Origin of the sequence: Gimesia algae (assembly GCF_007746795.1) — a bacterium.
GTDB classification, from domain to species: Bacteria; Planctomycetota; Planctomycetia; order Planctomycetales; family Planctomycetaceae; genus Gimesia; species Gimesia algae.
The window spans coordinates 1,096,452-1,115,599 of the sequence record NZ_CP036343.1 but is presented as its reverse complement, the minus strand read 5'-3'; the positions used below and the strand labels follow the sequence as shown (position 1 = coordinate 1,115,599).

The window sequence follows — 19,148 nt, the reverse complement described above, 5'->3', positions numbered from 1 at the left end:
CTCACTTTATAGGTAAAACATCCCCTAGGAAGTCGAAAGCTTAACAAAATCCTGATTGATCGCAAGTCAACCGCTCCCTTCATCCGAAAATGCCTCGAATTTCGTTGATTGTGATGCATTTACAGTGGCGATATACTCATTTTCTGGTCTAAATTGAAATCAGACAACTCTGGATCGGGAGTGACTCAAAATATGTTACATCGGCAGCAGCTTCTACTGTTCCTGGTCATCATGGTTTTAACTCTTCCCTGTTCTGCTGAGGAGAACTCTCTGAAATCGCCTGCTCCACTTGATCCAGTGATTCGCAGGATCGTTTTTGAGCGAGGTGAATCTGGCTATCACTCATTCCGAATCCCAGCGTTACTGACCACTTCTCAGGGGACACTGCTCGCCTTTGCAGAAGGCCGTAAGAATAATTTAAAAGACAGTGGCGACATTGATCTGGTTCTCAAAAGGAGTCAGGATCGAGGAAAAACCTGGTCTGATTTATCAGTGATCTGGAATGATGGCGAAAATACCTGCGGTAACCCCTGCCCTGTAGTAGATCAGTCGACGGGCCGTATCTGGCTGCCTTTGACATGGAATCACGGTAAAGACCACGCAAATCAGATCAAAGATCAATCAGGTCGCGATACGCGTCGCGTTTATATGAGTTATTCCGATGATGACGGGGTGACCTGGAAGCAACCTTATGAAATCAGCAAATCGACCAAGAAGCCGGAATGGACGTGGTATGCGACAGGCCCCGGTAATGGGATTCAGTTGACTCGGGGAAAATTGAAAGGACGTCTGGTCATTCCCTGTGATCATAATGCGTCACTGCAGGGAAAGGTTGTACGTCGATCGCATGCAATTTTCTCGGACGATCACGGGAAGACATGGGAGTTGAGCGAGCCGATCGGAGAAAAAACAAATGAGTGTGCTGTCGTCGAACTGTCTGATGGTCGGTTATTAATGAATATGCGGAGCTATCACGGTGAAAATCGTCGCGCGATTTCGTATTCCAGTGATAGCGGCAAAACCTGGTCTGATGTGACGCTGGATCAGTCATTGATCGACCCCGTCTGTCAGGCCAGTTTGATTCGAGTCCGGTTTCCTTCTGCGGGTAAACCAGGACAGATTCTTTTCAGTAATCCCGCCAGTAAAAAACGGGAGAAGATGGTGGTGCGGCTCAGTGAAGATGAAGGAAGGACCTGGATTGCTGCGCGGCTGGTGGCATCAGGTTCTGCTGCGTATTCCAGTCTCGCTGAAATGGGAGATGGAGAAACTGGTCTACTTTATGAACGGAGCGGATATCGGACCATTGAATTCGTCTCTTTTAAACTCGCTTCACTTCAGCCCGGTTCCTAGGTGAAACGGACGACCCATTTAATATTAGAAGATAGATTCTTATGGATTCATTACTTGATCGTTTTTTACGTTATGTCCGAATCGATACCCAATCGGATGAGACCAGTCCCACCTTTCCGAGTACAAAAAAACAACTGGTTCTGAGTCGGATGCTGTTTGAAGAGTGTGAGCAGATGGGACTGGAATATGTCACCATCAGCGAGTATGGAATTGTGATGGCCACGATTCCCTCCACGATTCAAGCGGATGTTCCCGCGATCGGATGGGTGGCACACGTGGATACTTCCCCCGAGTTCTCAGGCACGGACGTCAAACCGATTGTGCATGAAAATTATAATGGTGAAGATCTGGTGCTGCCTGGAGATCGTTCGCGCGTATTGAGAGTGAGTGAAGAACCTCGTCTTAAGGAGATGCAGGGGAAAACGGTGATTACCACCGATGGTACGACTCTCCTGGGAGCGGATGACAAATCGGGGGTGGCAGTGATGATGGCCGCAGCAGCGAGACTGATGGGGGATCCTTCAATCGCACACGGCCCGATTCGGCTGTGTTTTACATGCGATGAAGAAATCGGTCGCGGGATAGAAAAGTTGGATCTGGATTTATTTGGCGTCTGCTGTGCATACACTCTGGACAGTGATGGTAGTGGCCGCATTGATTCCGAAACGTTTTCCGCAGATCAGGCTGTGATTGTTGTCAAAGGTATCAATACTCATCCTTCTGTCGGAAAAGGTGTGATGGTGAATGCCAATCGCATTTTATGCGAATTAATTGCTCAGTTGCCTACAGAAACGTTAAGTCCGGAAACCACTGAGGGGCGAGAAGGCTTTATTCATCCCTACCATATAGAGGGCAGTGTTTCTGAGGCGTCTGCCCGCTTGATCTTACGCGATTTTGAAACAGAAAAACTTGCGGAATATGCCAAACTGCTGGAATCACTGGCCGAACTACTGCGCCAGAAATATCCCAAAGCAGAGATTACGATCAACATTCATAAACAGTATCGTAATATGCGTGATGGTTTGTCTAAAGAGCCTCGTGCATTGGAAAAAGCAATCGAAGCGACTCGCGCCGCTGGCCTTGAACCCAATTTGAATGTGATTCGTGGGGGAACGGATGGCAGTCTGTTGACTGAAAAAGGATTACCCACCCCCAATCTTTCCAGTGGACAGCATAATCCGCATTCGCCCCTGGAATGGACCACAGTGGAAGAAATGCAGCAGGCAGTGGATGTCCTCCTGCAACTGGCGATTCTCTGGGGTGAAGAACGTTGCGCTTCTAACTGACGAGTTGAATGAAATTGAGACTCTCTTTGCTTTTTTCCTGATCTTGCTCCTCCCGGTTCTGATTATCCGGGTTGCCGGGGTTGGCGAAGCTGGATAAACGCTTCGGTTCCAGCTGCGCGTGTTGTAATAACGAGTTAAGACAACCCGCCCTCCACCGGTCGTACTCTGCCTGATTCGATTTTCAAATGGTCATTTAAAAATGAATCGATTACACAGGTCGTAGAGCATCTTCACGAAAACGATTGTTTGACCATCGGATTTTTGTGGCTTATGTTAAACATATCGGCAAGATACTTGTTTAAATAAACGCTGTGCATACTTTGTGTAGCGCGAACCGGCGACTGTTTACCTGCCTGCTTTCGATGAGCCCTGCTTGTGGCGGCCATCAGCAACAGGATAAAACGCCGGTTATAGAGGGGGAACCATGTTTTCTACAACCAAGATGCGACTTCTGAAGAGATTCCATTCGAATCATTTGTGGGTTTATTTACTGGGATGTTTACTGGCAGCCGGCTCAAATCATGCTGGTGCTGATCCCGGTGAACTTCCCATTGTTATTCCAGTTTCGCAAAGCCAGACGATTGCCAAGGGGGAAGAGTTTGAGCGAAATCGACAATGGATCAAGGCAATTGAGCATTATGAAGAGGCTCTGAAGGAGTGGCCTGAGAACGACAATATCAAATATGGTCTGCGACGTGCCAAAATTCATTTTGGTATCGACCGTCGTTATATGGATGACAGCTTTTCAAAGGTGCTCCTGTCTCAGTCCCGCAGGGAAGCTTTTATTCTCTTCGACGAAATCTTATCCAAAATTCAATCACACTTCGTCGATCCGCTCAGTACGACCTCCTTTGTGGCTCATGGTACGGAAAGTCTCTATCTGGCTTTGGCTAATGATCAGTTTATCAAAGCTCATCTGAAGGGAGTGCCACCAGAGAAGATTCGTACGGTCCGTCGAATTCTGAGAGAAAATTACTGGAATAAATCTGTCTCAAGTCATCACGGGGCACATCAGCTGATTATCGAAGTCTGCACCGTGTCTTATCAGAATCTGGGCTTACGGGATACTGCTGTGATTTCTGAATACATGTTCGGTGGCTGTAATGCCCTGGATGATTACAGCAGCTTTCTGACTCCGGAACGTCTGGGAGACCTGTACGATAATATCGAAGGCGAATTTGTCGGTATCGGGATCGAAATGAAAGCCGAGATCGGAGAAGGCATGCTGTTGTTGAACGTACTGCCAGACAGCCCTGCCGAAGCGGCCGGGGTGTTATCGGGAGATCATATCGTAGGCATTGATCAAAATGACTGCCGGAACATGACAACCGACCAGGCCGCGAATCTGCTGCGGGGAAATTCAGGCAGCCAGGTTGTTCTGGAACTGGAAAGTCCCGGCAGTGACCGGACACGTACTGCACGGGTTATAAGAAAAGCAGTCCAGGTGAAAAGCTTTCCTGTCGTCAAAATGCTCGATAAGGAAAATGGAATCGCTTATATCAAAATGACCGGTTTTCAAAAAACTTCTGCTGCAGAACTGGATGCTGCCCTGCATAAACTTCACGGTGAAGGCATGCGGTCGCTCATCTGGGATGTGCGTGGTAATCCAGGAGGATTACTGTCTGCTGCTGTGGAGGTGCTGGATCGTTTTCTGGAAGAAGGGAAACTCGTTTCTACTAAAGGACGCGTTTCCGACCAGAACTGGAGTTATACGGCACATCGTCCTGGTACCTGGAAACTTCCTCTGGTATTACTGATCGATGAAAACAGTGCCAGTGCCAGCGAAATCGTGGCGGGTGCATTAACGGATCATCGTCGTGCGACAGTCGTAGGACGCAAATCCTATGGGAAATGGTCTGTTCAAAGTATTTTCCCGATCCGTGGTTCGACGGGTTTACGCCTGACAACTGCCAAATTCTATTCGCCTCAAGGTAACACTTATGGTAAGATCGGAATCAAACCGACAATCACGGTTGAAAAAGACGAACTGCAGACAGCCATGTATGGTGCCTCGAGAGAGCAGAAACTCGCTGCAGATTCTGATATCAAACGCGGCTTACAAATACTACAAAGGCAATATGCTGTAACACCATGATGGATGAACGTGCCGCCTGGCTCACACAGGGAAAAGGAACAACCCCCGGATTACGGTGGTCATTCTCAACAGAAGCTCCTTTACTTGCGCTGGATCTGGCACGGGAAACCGGAGAAATACTGGCCGCCGATGTTTCGGGCGGCCTTTATTTATTGGATCGACAGGGGCAGTTTCTGCATTTGAATCGTGGCATCAAGGATGTGCAACTGGTCCATTGGAGTGATCGTGGCAAATTAGGGGCTGCGATCTACTCAGATAATAATATCTGCTGCTTTGATCGTGATCTGAATGTCTTGTGGGCGATCTCTTTTTCGGTGGAATGCCTGGCTATCACCATGGATGCCTACGGAGACTATCTGGCAGTCAGTCTGGCCAGCGGTAAGACCATTTTGATTGACTCGCAGAAAAAGAAAGTTGCCAGTTTTGAAACGATGCGTCCTTTGAGTTATCTCGAATTTCAGGTCACAGAACCTAGATTGATAGGGGCTGCGGAAAACGGGTTTCTCTGCTGCTATGATCTTGAGGGAAATTGTATCTGGACCGAAAAGCACTGGTCTAATTGTGGGGGGATTTCAATTTCGGGAGATGGCCAGCGACTGTATCTGGCAGGATTCAATTATGGAATCTTAATTTTTGATCATGATGGTGAATCTGCAGGGACTCTGATTTTTGAAGGCACTCCCAAAGTTCTGGCCTGTGATTTTTCAGGGAATCGTATCGTCTCCGCAACGATTGAGCAGGAACTGTACTGGTTAAATCAGGATGGTAAGCTGATTTGGGGGGGAGTCATTCCTGATGAAGCGATTGAAGTTGCCTGCGATCCGTTTGGTCAATGGTGTGTTTGTGGTTTGAAATCCGGGCTCGTACAGTGCCTGGACTGGAGTGATTCGATTTAATCAGATTCCAGGGTGTCTGCTGTTGTGATGTGCAGTCCTTATTTTCTTATGGAGGAAGGTTGAAAAGAATCAGGGTCTATTTTGACTCTCCCCTGCCAACAGCTTATGATATATGTTCTTCTGTCATTCGGGTTTAGGTGGTTCCAAATCAGTTCTTAACAATTTCCGAAAGCGTTCGAACTCACGTAAGGCGTTTTTTGAATCTGTCGATTCAGACATTTCTGGGGCAGGCAATGGCCAAGCGGAATGAAAATACTCCTGAGAAAAAAAAACGCCAGTCCGCGCGCGTGCCCAAACTGGAAACACTGGGCAAATACAAAATCGAGAAAGAGATCGGTGCGGGAGGTATGGGGGCCGTCTTTCTGGCTCGCGATACCAGATTGAATCGTCTTGCTGCATTAAAAATTCTACCACGTGATAAAGCCGAAAACCCCGTTCTGGTCAAACGGTTCAAAGCGGAGGGACAGGCGGCTGCGCATCTCCGTCATGAAAACATTGTCTCAGTTTATGATGCTGGTGAAGAAGATGGATATCTTTATATCGCGCTGGAGTATGTCGAGGGAACAGATCTTCATAATCTCATTAATAAGCGAAAACGAATCCCAATTCGCCGGTCACTTGAAATCATTACACAGGTGACAGAGGCTCTGTCACATGCGTACCAGCAGGGAATCGTGCATCGTGACATCAAGCCTGCCAATATTCTCATTCGTCTGGATGGCGTTGTTAAGTTGACTGATCTGGGACTGGCTCGTTCCATTGATGATAATACTGAAACCAGTATTACACGGGCCGGTACGACTGTCGGAACCGTTGATTACATGGCTCCCGAGCAGGCCCGTGACAGTAAGGCAGCTGATATCCGCAGCGACATCTATTCGCTCGGTTGTACCTGGTACCACATGCTGACTGGCCGAGCCCCTTTTTCTGAAGGAAGCCTGACCAATAAACTCGCAGCCCATGCTACCACTCCTCCGCCCGATCCTCGGGAGCTCAATGATCGTGTGCCGGAAGGGATTGTCGCCATCATTCATCGGATGATGGCCAAACCACAGGCGGATCGCTACCAGACCCCGGCTGAACTTCTGGAAGACTTAAAGAACTCGAATCTGAAACGCTCTAATGTCGGGAATGATGTTCTGGAAGCATTGGCTAACGATGAATCGGATGGAGAGCAACCTGCACTTGGGACAGATGATCTTCCAGCAGCAGACAGCAGTGATTTCCTGATTAATCAATTCATGCCCGATTACAGCAGTCCGACTGATGATCAGGAAGATGAAGAGAGTGAGACTCATGATCGACTCAGCACCAGTTTCGATCTTCAGCAACTCGCGGGAGAAGTCGAATTCGAATCAGATGTGACCGTACCGGGACTCAAGCGACCTGCCAAATCAGCTAAACCAGCAAAAGGTAAAAAGCAGGTTGAACGCAGGCGATCTTCCGGGAAACGTCAGGAGCCACAGGAGGAAGAGGAAGGTTCTGTCATTTCTGATTCGGCAATGAAAACGCGCCAGACTGCGAGTTCTTCGAAACAGGATTCCCCCGCTGCCTCTCCACCACGTAAAGGAACCAGACCCGCAAGCCGGGAAAAACAAACTCCAGAAAAAACGGGAGCTCGGAAAAGCCAGGGATATTCAGGTCGTCCACCGAAAAAGTCTTTGAAAACTACAAATGTAACTGCGGTGGACGAGCCGGTGGCAGGAGGTCAGATCGCCGTTGATTACAGACAGATTGCCATGCTGGCGGGGGGAGTCTTGATACTGATTCTCCTGATCTGGTGGGCGATCAATGCTCTGGACTCATCGGCGGACGGACCACAACAGGGACCTGCCAGTAATCCTTTTGCCACAGCAGAGCAGAATCAGCAGGGTAATTTGGCGAATGCTGAAGATCAGCCCGGAAATGCAGCAACGGGGGAACAACCGGTAGAAGACTCTACTCAAGAAGAGGTTGCTGTTACGGATGCGAAAACTGCAGTAGATTCATCAAATCAAAAAGGAGGGGCTGCAGAGTCCTGGAAAGGCATGCCTGTCCGGGGACAGGAAAAAAAATATCTGCCTGACTGGGGGGCAGTGTTTTCTGCACTCTCTGGACCGAATGCAGGTAACCTGGATCCTCGCTTACCTGTTTTAAAAGTGGTACAGGGTAAAAATGAGTCTGGAGTCTGGGGCAGTTTAAATCAAGCTCTGAGTGAGGTAACTTCCAGAGGTGCGGTAATCCGTCTCTACGGAACAGGACCATTTTTGTTTAATCCTCATCGATTACAGGATGTTTCTCAATTAATTATCATGGCGGATGCAGATCAGAAGCCAACAATTCTGATGCAGACGAAAAGTGAAAACGAGACACAGGCTGAGGTGAACCAGTTTTCGTTTTCTTCCGGCTTACTGCGTTTTCAGGGAGTGGACCTGCTGTGTGATGTGTCCGGGCTTACCGGTTCCGGAGTTTGCAATATCCTGGATTTAAAGCAGAGTGATCTCACATTCCAGGACAGTTCTTTCACGTTGACCGGGACAACTGATAGAACAATTCGACTGATCAACTCCACGGGAGCGCCACGTACAACGACAGGACGACCTGAAGGTGAGTCGCGTATTTTTCTGGAAAACTCTGTGATCATGGGGCGGAAGCTCGAAGCGGTTCGCGTGGATCAGATTTATGCGGATGTCCTGATCTCTAACTGCTTCCTCTCATCCAAAGGAGCACCCTGTCTGGAACTGGACAGTCTGGAGCTGGCTCTGACCCCCGGTCTGATTTTGCAGGAGCGCAAGGTTCCCCGCACCACCAGGATATTTTCCAGTACCCTGCTCTCCGACCAGACAATCTTCGCATTAACTGGTCCCCAGGAAAAGAAAAAAGGGGAAAAGTCTGAACAAGCGGCACTTGCCAGTAGTCAAACTGATATTGTTGTAATCAATTCCGTTTTGATTGGGAGTCAAAAAAATAAACAGGCCACAATGCTGAATCTCGAAAACTGGCCTCAGGATAAGTTGAGAAGCCAGAGTGCAAGTCGATTTGATGAGATCAAGGTACAGTTGGAAAATACTCTCCTCTGGGGTTGGCCTTCCTATCTTCGCTCTACAGAACAGGGAAATGCACAGAATTTATTTCGAATCGATTCTCATCGAACCTGGCAGCAGAGTTGGGGAAATCATGTTGCTGCCGACATGTTTCAGCCAAATCTGCCTGCAGAACTGGATGACTTACTGACCCCCGCATTTATTAAACCCTTACTGGATTTTTCCAAACAGAAAAATGTATACGCCATATCAGCGGATGGCGTCACTGCTGGATGTGATCCTGCTAGACTTACCACCCTGACAGCGAGTCAACAGAGGCGAATCAAAGCCGTGCTGGGGAAGCCTGACATTGAACAGGCAATTCAGACTCAGTTTGCCAAAGCAAAAGCCGTGACGTTCGATATGACAAAAGGGAATCTTAGCGACTTCCTCAATAGTCCAGCGATTTCCGGGCCCACACGGGTGAATCTAAGTGGTCAGGGCAACTGTTACATGTCACCTGTCACTCTGGAGAATAAACAGATCCAGCTGGTTTTTGAGCACAAGAGTGCTGAGAGCCCACAGGTTGTTGAATTAAAATTAATTCCCTCTACTGCAAAGTCACGCTCGAAATCAGGGATAGAAGCTTTCTTCGGCTTAAAAAATTCAACCCTGGTAGTGTCAGGAGGGGCGTTTCGAATTTCCCCGGATCGAAAAGGTGTTGTGCCTCGGCATTTTGTGTCATGTCAGAATAGTCGGCTGGGGCTGGATCAATGCGCTCTGTCTGCTCTGTTACTGAATAATAACCGGTTTCAGTCCGCAATTTATGTTGAACCAGATTCCAAGGGTAAATCCAATCAGATTCAGATTGACCATTCATTTCTAACTGCTTCAAGTACTATTATTCAATCCGGATCCAATCAGCTGGATCTGGAAGTCAACAATAGCCTGTTTCTCAGCCAGCAGGACATATTCGCTCTCCCAGCTAAAGCGGGCGATTCACCCGGAATTCATGTAGGATTGAATCAAAGTACTTTTGCCCCGCGGGGGTCAGTTTTTGCCATCAAACAAGAATCGGGAAGTAGTAACTCTGGTCGATCTGCAATTCAGATTATTGCGGAAGAGTCATTGTTCCTGCCTGCTCCGTCAAGCTCAGCTTCTCGCTCTGATTTCTCTAACACGGCATCGCTGATCTCAACTCCACAATCTTCATCGGGCCATGAGGGGATCGAGTGGTGGGGAACTTCGAACGGGTATATGGTGGAGCGATTCAATGCGACCGATCGGGCAACCGGCGGTTCTCCGGGCGCAGGAAAGGAGTTTTCAGCAGACATGAAAAGTCTCTTTGGTGCAGACGCCGATCAGCATGAGTTGTCGATGCGCGGAGGGGTCATTTTACAGGATCAGAAACTGCCTCCCCTGGTCAAATTGCAGCCAGTTCATTTTCAACTGCTACCCACATGTAAGGCGGCAACCTGGTCCGCACTAAAACAACCGCTGGGCGCTGATCCTGCTGTATTACAGAAGATCATTGAAGGCAAGCAGAGCCAGGATAAATCCGGCCGCCTTAAACGGGCATTCTGAGAGCTGTCTGAATTTCTGTGTCTCAGTTTGCAGCTGGAGGGTGATCTTCATCCAGTCGCGGAACGGACAATGTGAAACGCGAGCCTTTACCAGCTTCGCTTTCAATGCTGATTTCTCCCCCGTGTTCTCGGATGATTTTCTGGCTGACTGCCAGGCCGATCCCGGTTCCCCTGGCTCCCTTGGTTGATTCGAACAGATTGAAAATTTTGTTGATCTGATCCTGGGGAATTCCCGGACCGTTGTCTGAGACCATGATCAGGATCTGGTCCGCTTTGCGCAGATAGGTGGTTTCGAGCAGTACCATGCCATGCTCAGATCCTTCTACGGCATCGATGGCATTAATGACAATATTTAAAATCGCACGATGAATTCCTTCGTGATCGTAGACGGATTCCGGCAGGTCTTCAGCCGGTTCGCATTTGAGCTGCACACCGCATTCCTCCGCCCGCGCCTGCATTAATTCGAACACGTCATTGACGGGTGTATTAATCGAACCAGGTTCGAGAGCCGGTTTGCGCTCAGTGCTGAAAGTGAGCATGTCCATCACCAGGTGATAGATTTTGTTTTGATTCTTCTCGACGATGTTCCAGCCTTTGCGAACCAGATCTTCTTCGGATTTTTTGAGTCCCATGTCGATCAGATAGCTGCCGCCGCGGACTCCCTGTAGAATGTTTTTGATATGATGACTCAGGGTGGCGATGGTCTGTCCCATCGCCGCAAAACGTTCTGCCTTTAACATGGCATTCTGAAAGCGATAGTTTTCGATCGCCAGGGCAGACTGTCTTCCGATGGCCACCAGCAGTCGCAGATGCTCCTCGCTGAATTTTTCGACGGCACCATTTTTCAACAGCATTTCGGGGTGTGAAGTCGTCGTATCAACATAAATGACCCCCATCAGCTCATGCCGCCCCTGCATCGGGACACACATCGCCTCACGAATACCAGCTTGAAGGATACTGCGTCCCCCTTCAAACCGCTGGTCGCGTTGTGCATCGGAAGTGCGAACCCCCTGTTTTTTATTAAGTACATAATCCACAATACTGTGCGACACAGGCATTCGGGGACCCGATTTTTTTTCTTCACGGCTACTGTAGATCTGAGGCAGGATTTCCCCGGAATGCGGATCTGTGATCAACATGCAGCCCCGGTCTGCTCCGACTGTGTCGATGGTAAGATCAAGAATTCGTTTGAGCAGCTCTTCCTGAGAAATTGTCGGGCTGACGGATGCCTCGGCGACCCGGTACAGCGCCTGCAGATCGTTTTGGATTTCGTGTTGTTGTATCACTCCGGAAACATCGGCTGTGTCGAGAACGACCGAATCAAACCGGTGGTTGACTTCATGAGTGATACTGGACGGGTTCGAATCCTCGTTACTGATCAGGTCAATTTGCTCTGCCATATATCGGGAATCTTCATCCAGTGACTGACTGGAGAAAAGCAGCAGGCTGCGACCAATCTGGATGTGGTCGCCATTATTCAGTTTTGAAGTCTGGATTTGAGTGCCATTGACCATGGTCCCGTTCGAACTGTTCTGGTCAGTAATGGCATAGGAGCCATTTTTATAAGAAATCAGGGCATGCTGGCGGGAGGCTTCGGTGTCCAGGATACGAATTTCATTGCGGACTCCCCGCCCTACTCCGGCTGGTTCAGTGCCAAGTTTAAAGCGTGTACCCAGATCAACGCCCTGAATGACCAGTAACGTCGCTTTGGCTACATCATTTCCTGTTAACCGTTTCATGGTATTGTTTCCCAGTCAAAGACTGGATCCCCCCGGAGATGAGGGTTTCTCTGTCTGCTGAAATGCGTGGCGCCCGCTGAAGCTGATTTCCATTTATACTGATTACCTTGCTGTTTTGCTTCTGAGTTCATACGAAAAACATGTGGTTTAACGTGAATTATGAATTCATGACGTGCTGGTGGGTAGCAACATCAGAAAGCGATCAGACATCGTTTTCGCACGACCTGTGATAGACTTCGATTGAGAGCCACACCATGGTGCGCCTGAGGCAAAGCTAAATGGCTTTGAACTTTGATCCTGCATAGGATCATACCGCAGGCGGGAGCCCTGTTCAAATCCCAACTGAGGATTCAGGGTTGATCCAGCTTAAGAAATTTCCGGGCATCAGTCACTGGCAGGTGATTGCTGCAGCAGACTTTCAATGGAGTCAATCAGTTCTGCGTACTGGAAAGGCTGCATCAGGAAGCGGGTCGTTTGGCCGGCACTTGTGATTTTAGACTTTCTGACTGAACCTATGACAACTTTAGGGACCTGGTTCCAGCCGGGTTGCGATGTGTTAGACTCGTTCAGGTCATCATCGTGGACAACAACAATGCTGGGAATTTCACAGTTGGAATTCAGGTCATTCGAATTTCGTTGACGTACTCGATCGACACTGCATCCCCGGGGTTCCAGAATGGCCTTGAGGACCTCTTCTGTTTCATTTAAGCCGTCAAACACAACAACACGCTGACCATTTACCACTGTTTGGGTTCCTTCCCATGTGCACTGTATCCATATGAAGATTCCCACGCAGCTAAATCTTCATTTCAGCAGACTGGAAAGATAGCTCGTTCTAAGCATTGTGTCAAAATCAGAAGCTGGAGCTGCATTTCAGTTTTTTGAAATATGTAATCTTTACAATGCAATGGTCAGAAAGCGGTCAACAGCTGGGAATTACCAGTTACCAGGAGCTGGGAAATTCTGGTTGAAAATGGGTTCCTGATTAATATAATCATCGGCCCGTTTTAAACTGTCCAGTTGTAGCTGTCTTCGTTCGTTACTTAGATCCTCATCTGAAATACGTTCTCTGATCTCAGCCAGGGGAGCAACGTATTTCGGCTGTTTGACCTTCACATCGGTAGGGTAAAAGACACCAGGGTCCTTGAGCTTTTCGCGAGTCGAAGCATCTGCAAGTGAAGCATAGGCGGTTTCAGGGTAGATTCGCTGATGGTATGTGCTGCTGAAACCAGCGGGTTGATGATAATCGGGGATAGTCCGACAGCCAGTCTGTGTACAGGCTAGAACAGCCAGGACGACAAAAAAGCAGTTGCGGTTTGACATAAAATCTTCTCCCGATATGAAAAGCGGCCTTCAAAATATGAAGGCCGCTTTTTTTATATCGGTAGTTCAGCGGTCGAATGTCGAACCAAAATTCAGCAAAAACCGCTTTCGGTAACTTAACCTTTCGCTGCCGCGTAGCGTTTAGCAACTTCATCCCAGTTGATGACGTTGAAGAATGCCGAGATGTAGTCAGGACGTTTGTTCTGGTAGTTTAGGTAGTATGCGTGTTCCCAGACATCGAGGCCCAGAATCGGAGTACGCCCTTCAGACAGCGGAGTGTCCTGGTTGGGAGTGCTTTCTACGACCAGTTTTCCACCATCGACGGACAGCCAGGCCCAGCCACTTCCAAATCGAGTAGCAGCAGCATTAGAAAACTGTTCTTTGAAGGCATCGAGACTGCCGAAGGTTGAGTCGATGTCAGCAGCAAGATCACCACTGGGGGCACCGCCACCGCTCGGAGACATCACGGTCCAGAACAGGCTGTGGTTGGCGTGTCCGCCACCATTGTTTCGAATCGCACCACGAATATCTTCGGGGACTGCACTCAGGTCACTCATCAGGTCCTCGATTGACTTGGCAGCCAGATCGCTATGGCCTTCCAGAGCAGCATTGGCTTTTGAAATGTAAGCCTGATGGTGCTTGGTATGATGAATTTCCATTGTTCTTGCATCAATGTGTGGTTCCAGCGCGTCATAAGCATAGGGTAGATCGGGAAGCGAATAAGACATTCGAGAACTCCTTTGTGTTTCCGGGTAATTAGTCTAAGGTGTTGGTGACTTTATGTATATTGCGGGGTGTGTCGAACTCATTAAAATGAGGACAATCTAAGACTGTGCAAATACATCCTCTTTCTCCATTGTAGAAGATTAAACCATTCTCACAACCAACAGGCTATGAACTTTTCACAGAGTTGTCAGCGGGGTCCGGCCTTCTGTCGGGCAGAATAGTTGACCTTAGAGGGCTGCGGTCTACAATGAAACCGAGCTGTCAATTTCGATAGAAAACTCCTGATTTTCAAGGATCTGCGATATGAACCGGAAAGCGTTGATTGCTTTACCCGTTTTCAATGAAGAATGCCATGTAGTGGATGTGCTGACCGAAGTCAAAAAGTACGCAGAAACGATTCTGGTCGTTGATGATGGATCCTCTGATGGGACTCCCGAGATCCTGAAAAAAGTTGCTGGAATTACGGTGATCACTCATCCGGAAAACCGGGGGTATGGAGCCGCCTTGAAGAGTGCCTTTGATTATGCGGTGGAACATCAGAATGAATATGATGTACTGGTGACGATTGACTGTGATGGCCAGCATGAACCCGGCTTGCTTCCCGATCTGGTTCAGCAGATGCGCGATCGCTTTGAATCGGACCCGATTGATATCTTCTCTGGGAGTCGCTACCTGAAGTCATTTAATGGTGACAGTATCCCCCCGGAAGATCGTCGTCAGATCAATGTCGCGGTGACAAATCGGATTAACGCGCAACTGGGTTTCAACATTACGGATGCCTTTTGTGGCTTGAAAGCATATCGCGTGGAGGCCTTGTCGCTGTTCAAAGTAACGGATCTGGGATACGCGATGCCTCTGCAACTTTGGGTCCAGGCAGCAGCACATGCGATGAAAATTGTTGAATTCGCTGTTCCCCTGGTTTACCTGGAAGAGGAACGCAGCTTTGGTGGTTCACTGGATGATGCGATCAGGCGAAAGGCATACTATGATGAAGTACTTGATCGTGAAATGCAGGCAGCAGGCATGACCTGTTGCGCGTCGGGGAATTGTAACGATCGTACCGATTCTTATAGTGAGTAAATCAGAAGGCGCTGTTTGTGAGGTGAGGGTTAGAACGCATCAGCCACTTTCCACTTGAAATCTATCCATAAGGACTCGACATTCAGTTAGAGACTAGTCAAACTAAAGCACTCTCAACAGCCCTTCAGCAGTACAGACCCTGGTAAGCACCAGTCAGATGGCTGTGAGATGCGACACGAAAACGAATTTCGAGTGAGCGCTTCTCTCCTTGAAAGATCTGGTCGTGTGCCAGACATGATATGAACTAGATCAAATTCAGCACTCCATTAAAGCATTGAAATGTCTTCAGTGACTCCATTTCCCTGTCAGAATCCTGATTCCCGATTTGATTCCGGTACGAAGTCAGTCCCGGAACCAGAATGGGTGAGACAGGATCTGCGGGTTCCACGATATGATGATGTTGTGTTTGCCCGCCCTGATCTGACTCAGATCGTAGGTGATGCAGAAGCAAACCGGGATATGTTTCATGGCTGCTCCCGAGACCGCAGTGGAAAGATCATTTCCAGTCTACGGGCCTGGGCACGACGGGCTGTTCTGGAAGAGGCGGCCCGGTACACGTCCGAGCTGACTGGCTCTCCAGTTGACCTGCCCCGCGATCTTGATCAGCAATTTTTGTTTATTACAGGTCACCAGCCGGCTCTGTATCATCCCGGTGTCTGGATAAAGAATCTGTTGATCGGAAAAGCGGCACAACAGATGGCAGGTTTGAGTTTGAATCTGATCGTCGATAACGATCTGGTCAGTTCAACTGCTATTAAAGTACCTCAAGGGACACGAGCCAACCCGTATTTCTCTGATGTTTCCTTTGATGAATCAATCCAGAAGAAACCATGGGAAGAGACAACAATTCAAAATGAAGAGTTGTTTCGCACATTTCCAGTTCGAGTCGATGCGGCGCTCAAGTCCTGGCCTGAACTTCCCGCTCCCCTGCTTCGGAATATCTGGCCTGCAGCAATAGATCACATGCAGAAATCTGACCGGTTGGCAGATTGTCTGGCAGCAGCACGTCATGCGCAGGAGCAGATGTGGGGAATCGAAAATCTGGAACTCCCTATCAGCCGCATGTGTCAGACCGGACCGTTTTTATGGTTTGCCTGTCATCTCTTTAAAAATGCCCGGGCTTTTCGGATGACACATAACGAAGTTCTCAGTGAGTACCGTCAAGTCAATCGAGTGCGGAGTAAAACACATCCCGTCCCGGAATTGTCGGAATCAGATGGCTGGATTGAATCGCCGTTCTGGATCTGGAAGACCGGAGAGACACGTCGTCATCAGCTGTTCGTCAAACGTGATCAGGAGCAGATTCGACTCTCAAATGGAACTGATATTATTGCCGCACTTCCGATGAAGGAAGACTGTGATTTGTCGGCAGCGATCGAAGTTCTCAAACAGTTGCCTGAGCAGGGAATTCGCCTGCGGACCCGTGCATTGACGACAACCCTGTTTGCGCGGTTATTTCTGGGGGACCTGTTTGTGCATGGCATTGGTGGTGCTAAATATGATGAGATGACAGATCGGATTTTTACACGCTTCTTTCATCTGACTCCGCCTCGCTACCTGACTTTGTCAGCCACTCGTTTTCTGCCCTTCTGCCAGCCGTTTGATGTCCAGCACTGCGATGAGACCTGTCTGCAGCGGATCTTGCGGGATCTGGACTTCAATTCTGATCGGCATTTGACAACGGAACAGCAGGTAGAGGCGGCCTCATTAGTTGAGCGAAAGCAGGCTTTGATTCAGGCTCAGCGTACAGCCGAACAACACAGTGTGTCGCTTGCTCAGGCCGAACGCCGTCGACTGAATCGTTTGCGATTTCGTGAACTACGGGAAGTTGATGCTGAACTGTCTGAACTGACTCTGCCTCTGCGTGAAAAAATTAATGGTGACCTGGAACTGGTTCGTCAACAGATGCAGGCCAATGCAGTGATTCAAAGTCGTGAGATCTCGTTCGTGCTCTATCCGGAACAGACGCTCCGACAACTGTTCGACAAGCTGCATTTCTCTTAAACACGATCGTGTTTCTTCTGGTCGTTTACCGGATTATTTTTCGACGCGTGTGATCCGTTCGAACAGAAACTGATGTCTGGAATTAAACAGACGTCGATACCCCAACAGTACTGAGATCACGGTTCCTAATGCGGTTCCCGATGCGATCAGAAACATGATCACGATCTGATACTTCACTGATTCCAACGGACTGGCTCCTGCGAGGATCTGTCCTGTCATCAGACCGGGCAATGAAACCAGCCCGACGACCATCATCGAATTAATGATGGGAGTCATGCCTGATCTTACGGCATTCTGCAGTGCTTCTCTGGCAGCCTCATTGCGAGTGGCTCCCAGAGAGAGTCGGAGTTCCACTTCTCCTCTGCGCATCACGAGCTCTTCACTCAGCCGGTCCAGGCCCAGCGAGATTCCGTTTAAAGTGTTCCCCAGGATCATTCCCAGGAGTGGGATCAGATACTGAGCCGGATTGTTTGACCAGCTGTGCGGAGGGATTACGACTGTTAATGCAAATCCACTCACCAGCCAGGAGCTGACAAAGACAGCGATAGTGCTGTTAAGCCAGATGCCCGGAAAGCGTCTTTGCGAACGTTGCACTGCGGTCAGGCTGGCAATAAGTGTCATGCTGAACATCAGCAACAGAATAACGGGCCACCACGATAACTCGAAAATCCATTCCAGAATCATGCCAATCAGCAGGAGTTGAATCACGGTGCGAATCGAAGCCAGGAACAGACGCTTTTCCAGATTCAGGCTCAACCAGAAAGAAATGATCCCATTGATCATCACCAGCAGTGTTGCCAGAAAAATATTCAGTGGGGTTAAGTCATACATGTCGACTTCCTGATCAGCTTACTTTCGGATGGATTGGCTAGTTCAGTCTGGGATTCTCTGAAATGGTGACCGATCCTGCTTCATCAATTGATGCGGAAACCTTAACACAATCTGCATTGACCAGCAATTTAAGAGAAGTGTGAATTCTCAAGACCTTAACTTCGCATTCATCATCAGCCAATAAAAGCTTGATAAGATCCGCCGCAACAATGAACGAGGAACAAATCAAAAAAGAACACAGTCAGAACTGTGACAGTCAGGAAGCGAACCGCCGAGATCGCGGAGTAATGTCATTAAGGAGGATGATATGATCGTGTCCCAGAACCAGCCCGCTGCAACAGTATCTCGTACGATTCGAACGATTTTTGTCAGCGATGTGCATCTGGGATGTATGCATTCGAGAGCAGATGAATTTCTGAAATTTCTGAATTCCCACCAGCCTGAATCTCTCTATCTGGTAGGCGATCTGATTGATGGCTGGAAGTTGCGCAAAAAATGGCGCTGGCCTGAAATTTATAATCAGATCTTTGACCGGGTTGAAGAACTCAGTCGTAAAGGGACTGAAGTATTTTATACTCCTGGAAATCATGATAACTTTTTACGTGATTTCGGCAAGCGGTTTGGTTTCGTATCACTCTCTGATGAATTCGTCCATCTGACAGCAGATGGACGGCGCTTTCTGATTATCCACGGCGATCAGTTCGATAAGTTTGAAACGGGTGCGCAATGGCTATCGGTGCTGGCTTCATTTGCTTATGACGTGTTACTGACCTCTAATACTTTGTTCAACCGTCTGTTCAATCGTCAGGGCCAGACAAAATTTGCCCTCTCCTCTGCTGTGAAATCTCAGGTGAAGCACCTGATGCGGTTTATCAGCGATTATGAGAGGAAGCTGGCCGATCATGCCCGACTGAAACGGTGTGAGGGAATCATCTGCGGTCATATTCATGCCCCCAATATTCTCGATATCGACGGGATTAACTACTGTAATACAGGTGACTGGGTGGAACACTGCAGCGCTTTGATTGAATACAGTGACGGCGAACTGGAAATCGTTTTTTTCGATCAGGAAATTGCTCCTGTCCAGAAGTCTGTTCCTCAAGCACGTCCGGAGAGAATCAATTCAAAGACTTTTGTTGAAGCTGAGGTGCCGGGGCTTGTCAGCCGTTTCTGGAAAAAATGTCATCCTCTTAAACTGATCCGCCGCTGATCAGTTCTTTTTTATATGTTAAC

Annotated in this window: 13 protein-coding genes; 8 read left to right on the top strand and 5 right to left on the bottom strand. The window is 48.6% G+C overall.

Annotation, left to right across the window (positions count from 1 at the left end; genetic code table 11):
* Positions 1 to 192 precede the first annotated feature (192 nt).
* From Pan161_RS04160 to Pan161_RS04140, 5 genes are all read left to right on the top strand, one after another.
* A complete protein-coding gene (locus Pan161_RS04160; protein ID WP_145224329.1) occupies positions 193 to 1,350 on the top strand; it encodes a sialidase family protein in 1,158 nt (385 codons plus the stop codon).
* A gap of 41 nt (positions 1,351 to 1,391) precedes the next feature.
* On the top strand, positions 1,392 to 2,636 hold the full coding sequence (gene pepT / locus Pan161_RS04155; RefSeq protein WP_145224328.1) for a peptidase T: 1,245 nt from the start codon (positions 1,392 to 1,394) through the stop codon (positions 2,634 to 2,636).
* 424 nt (positions 2,637 to 3,060) lie between these two features.
* Positions 3,061 to 4,731, top strand: coding sequence for a S41 family peptidase (locus Pan161_RS04150; RefSeq protein ID WP_232103613.1), 1,671 nt, complete (start codon positions 3,061 to 3,063; stop codon positions 4,729 to 4,731).
* On the top strand, positions 4,728 to 5,627 hold the full coding sequence (locus Pan161_RS04145; RefSeq protein WP_145224327.1) for a WD40 repeat domain-containing protein: 900 nt from the start codon (positions 4,728 to 4,730) through the stop codon (positions 5,625 to 5,627). The genes Pan161_RS04150 and Pan161_RS04145 overlap by 4 nt, the downstream gene beginning before the upstream one ends.
* Before the next feature lie 197 nt (positions 5,628 to 5,824).
* The gene (locus tag Pan161_RS04140) at positions 5,825 to 10,213 is read left to right on the top strand and encodes a serine/threonine protein kinase (protein WP_145224326.1); all 4,389 of its coding nucleotides are present in this window, start codon (positions 5,825 to 5,827) and stop codon (positions 10,211 to 10,213) included.
* Positions 10,214 to 10,235: 22 nt separating this feature from the next.
* On the opposite strand, the gene Pan161_RS04135 is transcribed toward Pan161_RS04140, so the two are convergent.
* The 4 genes from Pan161_RS04135 to Pan161_RS04120 form a co-directional block, all read right to left on the bottom strand.
* On the bottom strand, positions 10,236 to 11,951 hold the full coding sequence (locus Pan161_RS04135; RefSeq protein ID WP_145224325.1) for an ATP-binding protein: 1,716 nt from the start codon (positions 11,949 to 11,951) through the stop codon (positions 10,236 to 10,238).
* A gap of 384 nt (positions 11,952 to 12,335) precedes the next feature.
* Positions 12,336 to 12,695 carry a hypothetical protein gene (locus tag Pan161_RS04130; protein ID WP_145224324.1) on the bottom strand — a complete coding sequence of 120 codons (360 nt, stop codon included), beginning with the start codon at positions 12,693 to 12,695 and terminating at the stop codon, positions 12,336 to 12,338.
* 192 nt (positions 12,696 to 12,887) lie between these two features.
* On the bottom strand, positions 12,888 to 13,274 hold the full coding sequence (locus Pan161_RS04125) for a hypothetical protein (RefSeq protein ID WP_145224323.1): 387 nt from the start codon (positions 13,272 to 13,274) through the stop codon (positions 12,888 to 12,890).
* 116 nt (positions 13,275 to 13,390) lie between these two features.
* Positions 13,391 to 14,002, bottom strand: coding sequence for a superoxide dismutase (locus Pan161_RS04120; RefSeq protein WP_145224322.1), 612 nt, complete (start codon positions 14,000 to 14,002; stop codon positions 13,391 to 13,393).
* Positions 14,003 to 14,303: 301 nt separating this feature from the next.
* Here Pan161_RS04120 and Pan161_RS04115 point away from each other — a divergent pair, with 301 nt between their 5' ends.
* The gene (locus tag Pan161_RS04115) at positions 14,304 to 15,080 is read left to right on the top strand and encodes a glycosyltransferase family 2 protein (RefSeq protein ID WP_145224321.1); all 777 of its coding nucleotides are present in this window, start codon (positions 14,304 to 14,306) and stop codon (positions 15,078 to 15,080) included.
* A gap of 279 nt (positions 15,081 to 15,359) precedes the next feature.
* The gene (locus tag Pan161_RS04110; RefSeq protein ID WP_145224320.1) at positions 15,360 to 17,084 is read left to right on the top strand and encodes a hypothetical protein; all 1,725 of its coding nucleotides are present in this window, start codon (positions 15,360 to 15,362) and stop codon (positions 17,082 to 17,084) included.
* A 33-nt stretch (positions 17,085 to 17,117) separates the two neighbouring features.
* On the opposite strand, the gene Pan161_RS04105 is transcribed toward Pan161_RS04110, so the two are convergent.
* The gene (locus Pan161_RS04105) at positions 17,118 to 17,915 is read right to left on the bottom strand and encodes an ABC transporter permease (protein ID WP_145224319.1); all 798 of its coding nucleotides are present in this window, start codon (positions 17,913 to 17,915) and stop codon (positions 17,118 to 17,120) included.
* Between the two features lie 307 nt (positions 17,916 to 18,222).
* On the opposite strand from Pan161_RS04105, the gene Pan161_RS04100 reads away from it, so the two are divergent.
* The gene (locus Pan161_RS04100) at positions 18,223 to 19,125 is read left to right on the top strand and encodes a UDP-2,3-diacylglucosamine diphosphatase (protein ID WP_145224318.1); all 903 of its coding nucleotides are present in this window, start codon (positions 18,223 to 18,225) and stop codon (positions 19,123 to 19,125) included.
* The last annotated feature ends 23 nt before the right edge of the window (positions 19,126 to 19,148 follow it).

Excerpts from the sequence above, each read along its gene's own strand:
- Pan161_RS04160 (WP_145224329.1), top strand. The coding sequence starts at position 193 with ATGTTACATCGGCAGCAGCTTCTACTGTTCCTGGTCATCATGGTTTTA.
- pepT (WP_145224328.1), top strand. The coding sequence starts at position 1,392 with ATGGATTCATTACTTGATCGTTTTTTACGTTATGTCCGAATCGATACC.
- Pan161_RS04150 (WP_232103613.1), top strand. The coding sequence starts at position 3,061 with ATGTTTTCTACAACCAAGATGCGACTTCTGAAGAGATTCCATTCGAAT.
- Pan161_RS04145 (WP_145224327.1), top strand. The coding sequence starts at position 4,728 with ATGATGGATGAACGTGCCGCCTGGCTCACACAGGGAAAAGGAACAACC.
- Pan161_RS04135 (WP_145224325.1), bottom strand. The coding sequence starts at position 11,951 with ATGAAACGGTTAACAGGAAATGATGTAGCCAAAGCGACGTTACTGGTC.
- Pan161_RS04125 (WP_145224323.1), bottom strand. The coding sequence starts at position 13,274 with ATGTCAAACCGCAACTGCTTTTTTGTCGTCCTGGCTGTTCTAGCCTGT.
- Pan161_RS04120 (WP_145224322.1), bottom strand. The coding sequence starts at position 14,002 with ATGTCTTATTCGCTTCCCGATCTACCCTATGCTTATGACGCGCTGGAA.
- Pan161_RS04115 (WP_145224321.1), top strand. The coding sequence starts at position 14,304 with ATGAACCGGAAAGCGTTGATTGCTTTACCCGTTTTCAATGAAGAATGC.
- Pan161_RS04110 (WP_145224320.1), top strand. The coding sequence starts at position 15,360 with ATGTCTTCAGTGACTCCATTTCCCTGTCAGAATCCTGATTCCCGATTT.
- Pan161_RS04105 (WP_145224319.1), bottom strand. The coding sequence starts at position 17,915 with ATGTATGACTTAACCCCACTGAATATTTTTCTGGCAACACTGCTGGTG.
- Pan161_RS04100 (WP_145224318.1), top strand. The coding sequence starts at position 18,223 with ATGATCGTGTCCCAGAACCAGCCCGCTGCAACAGTATCTCGTACGATT.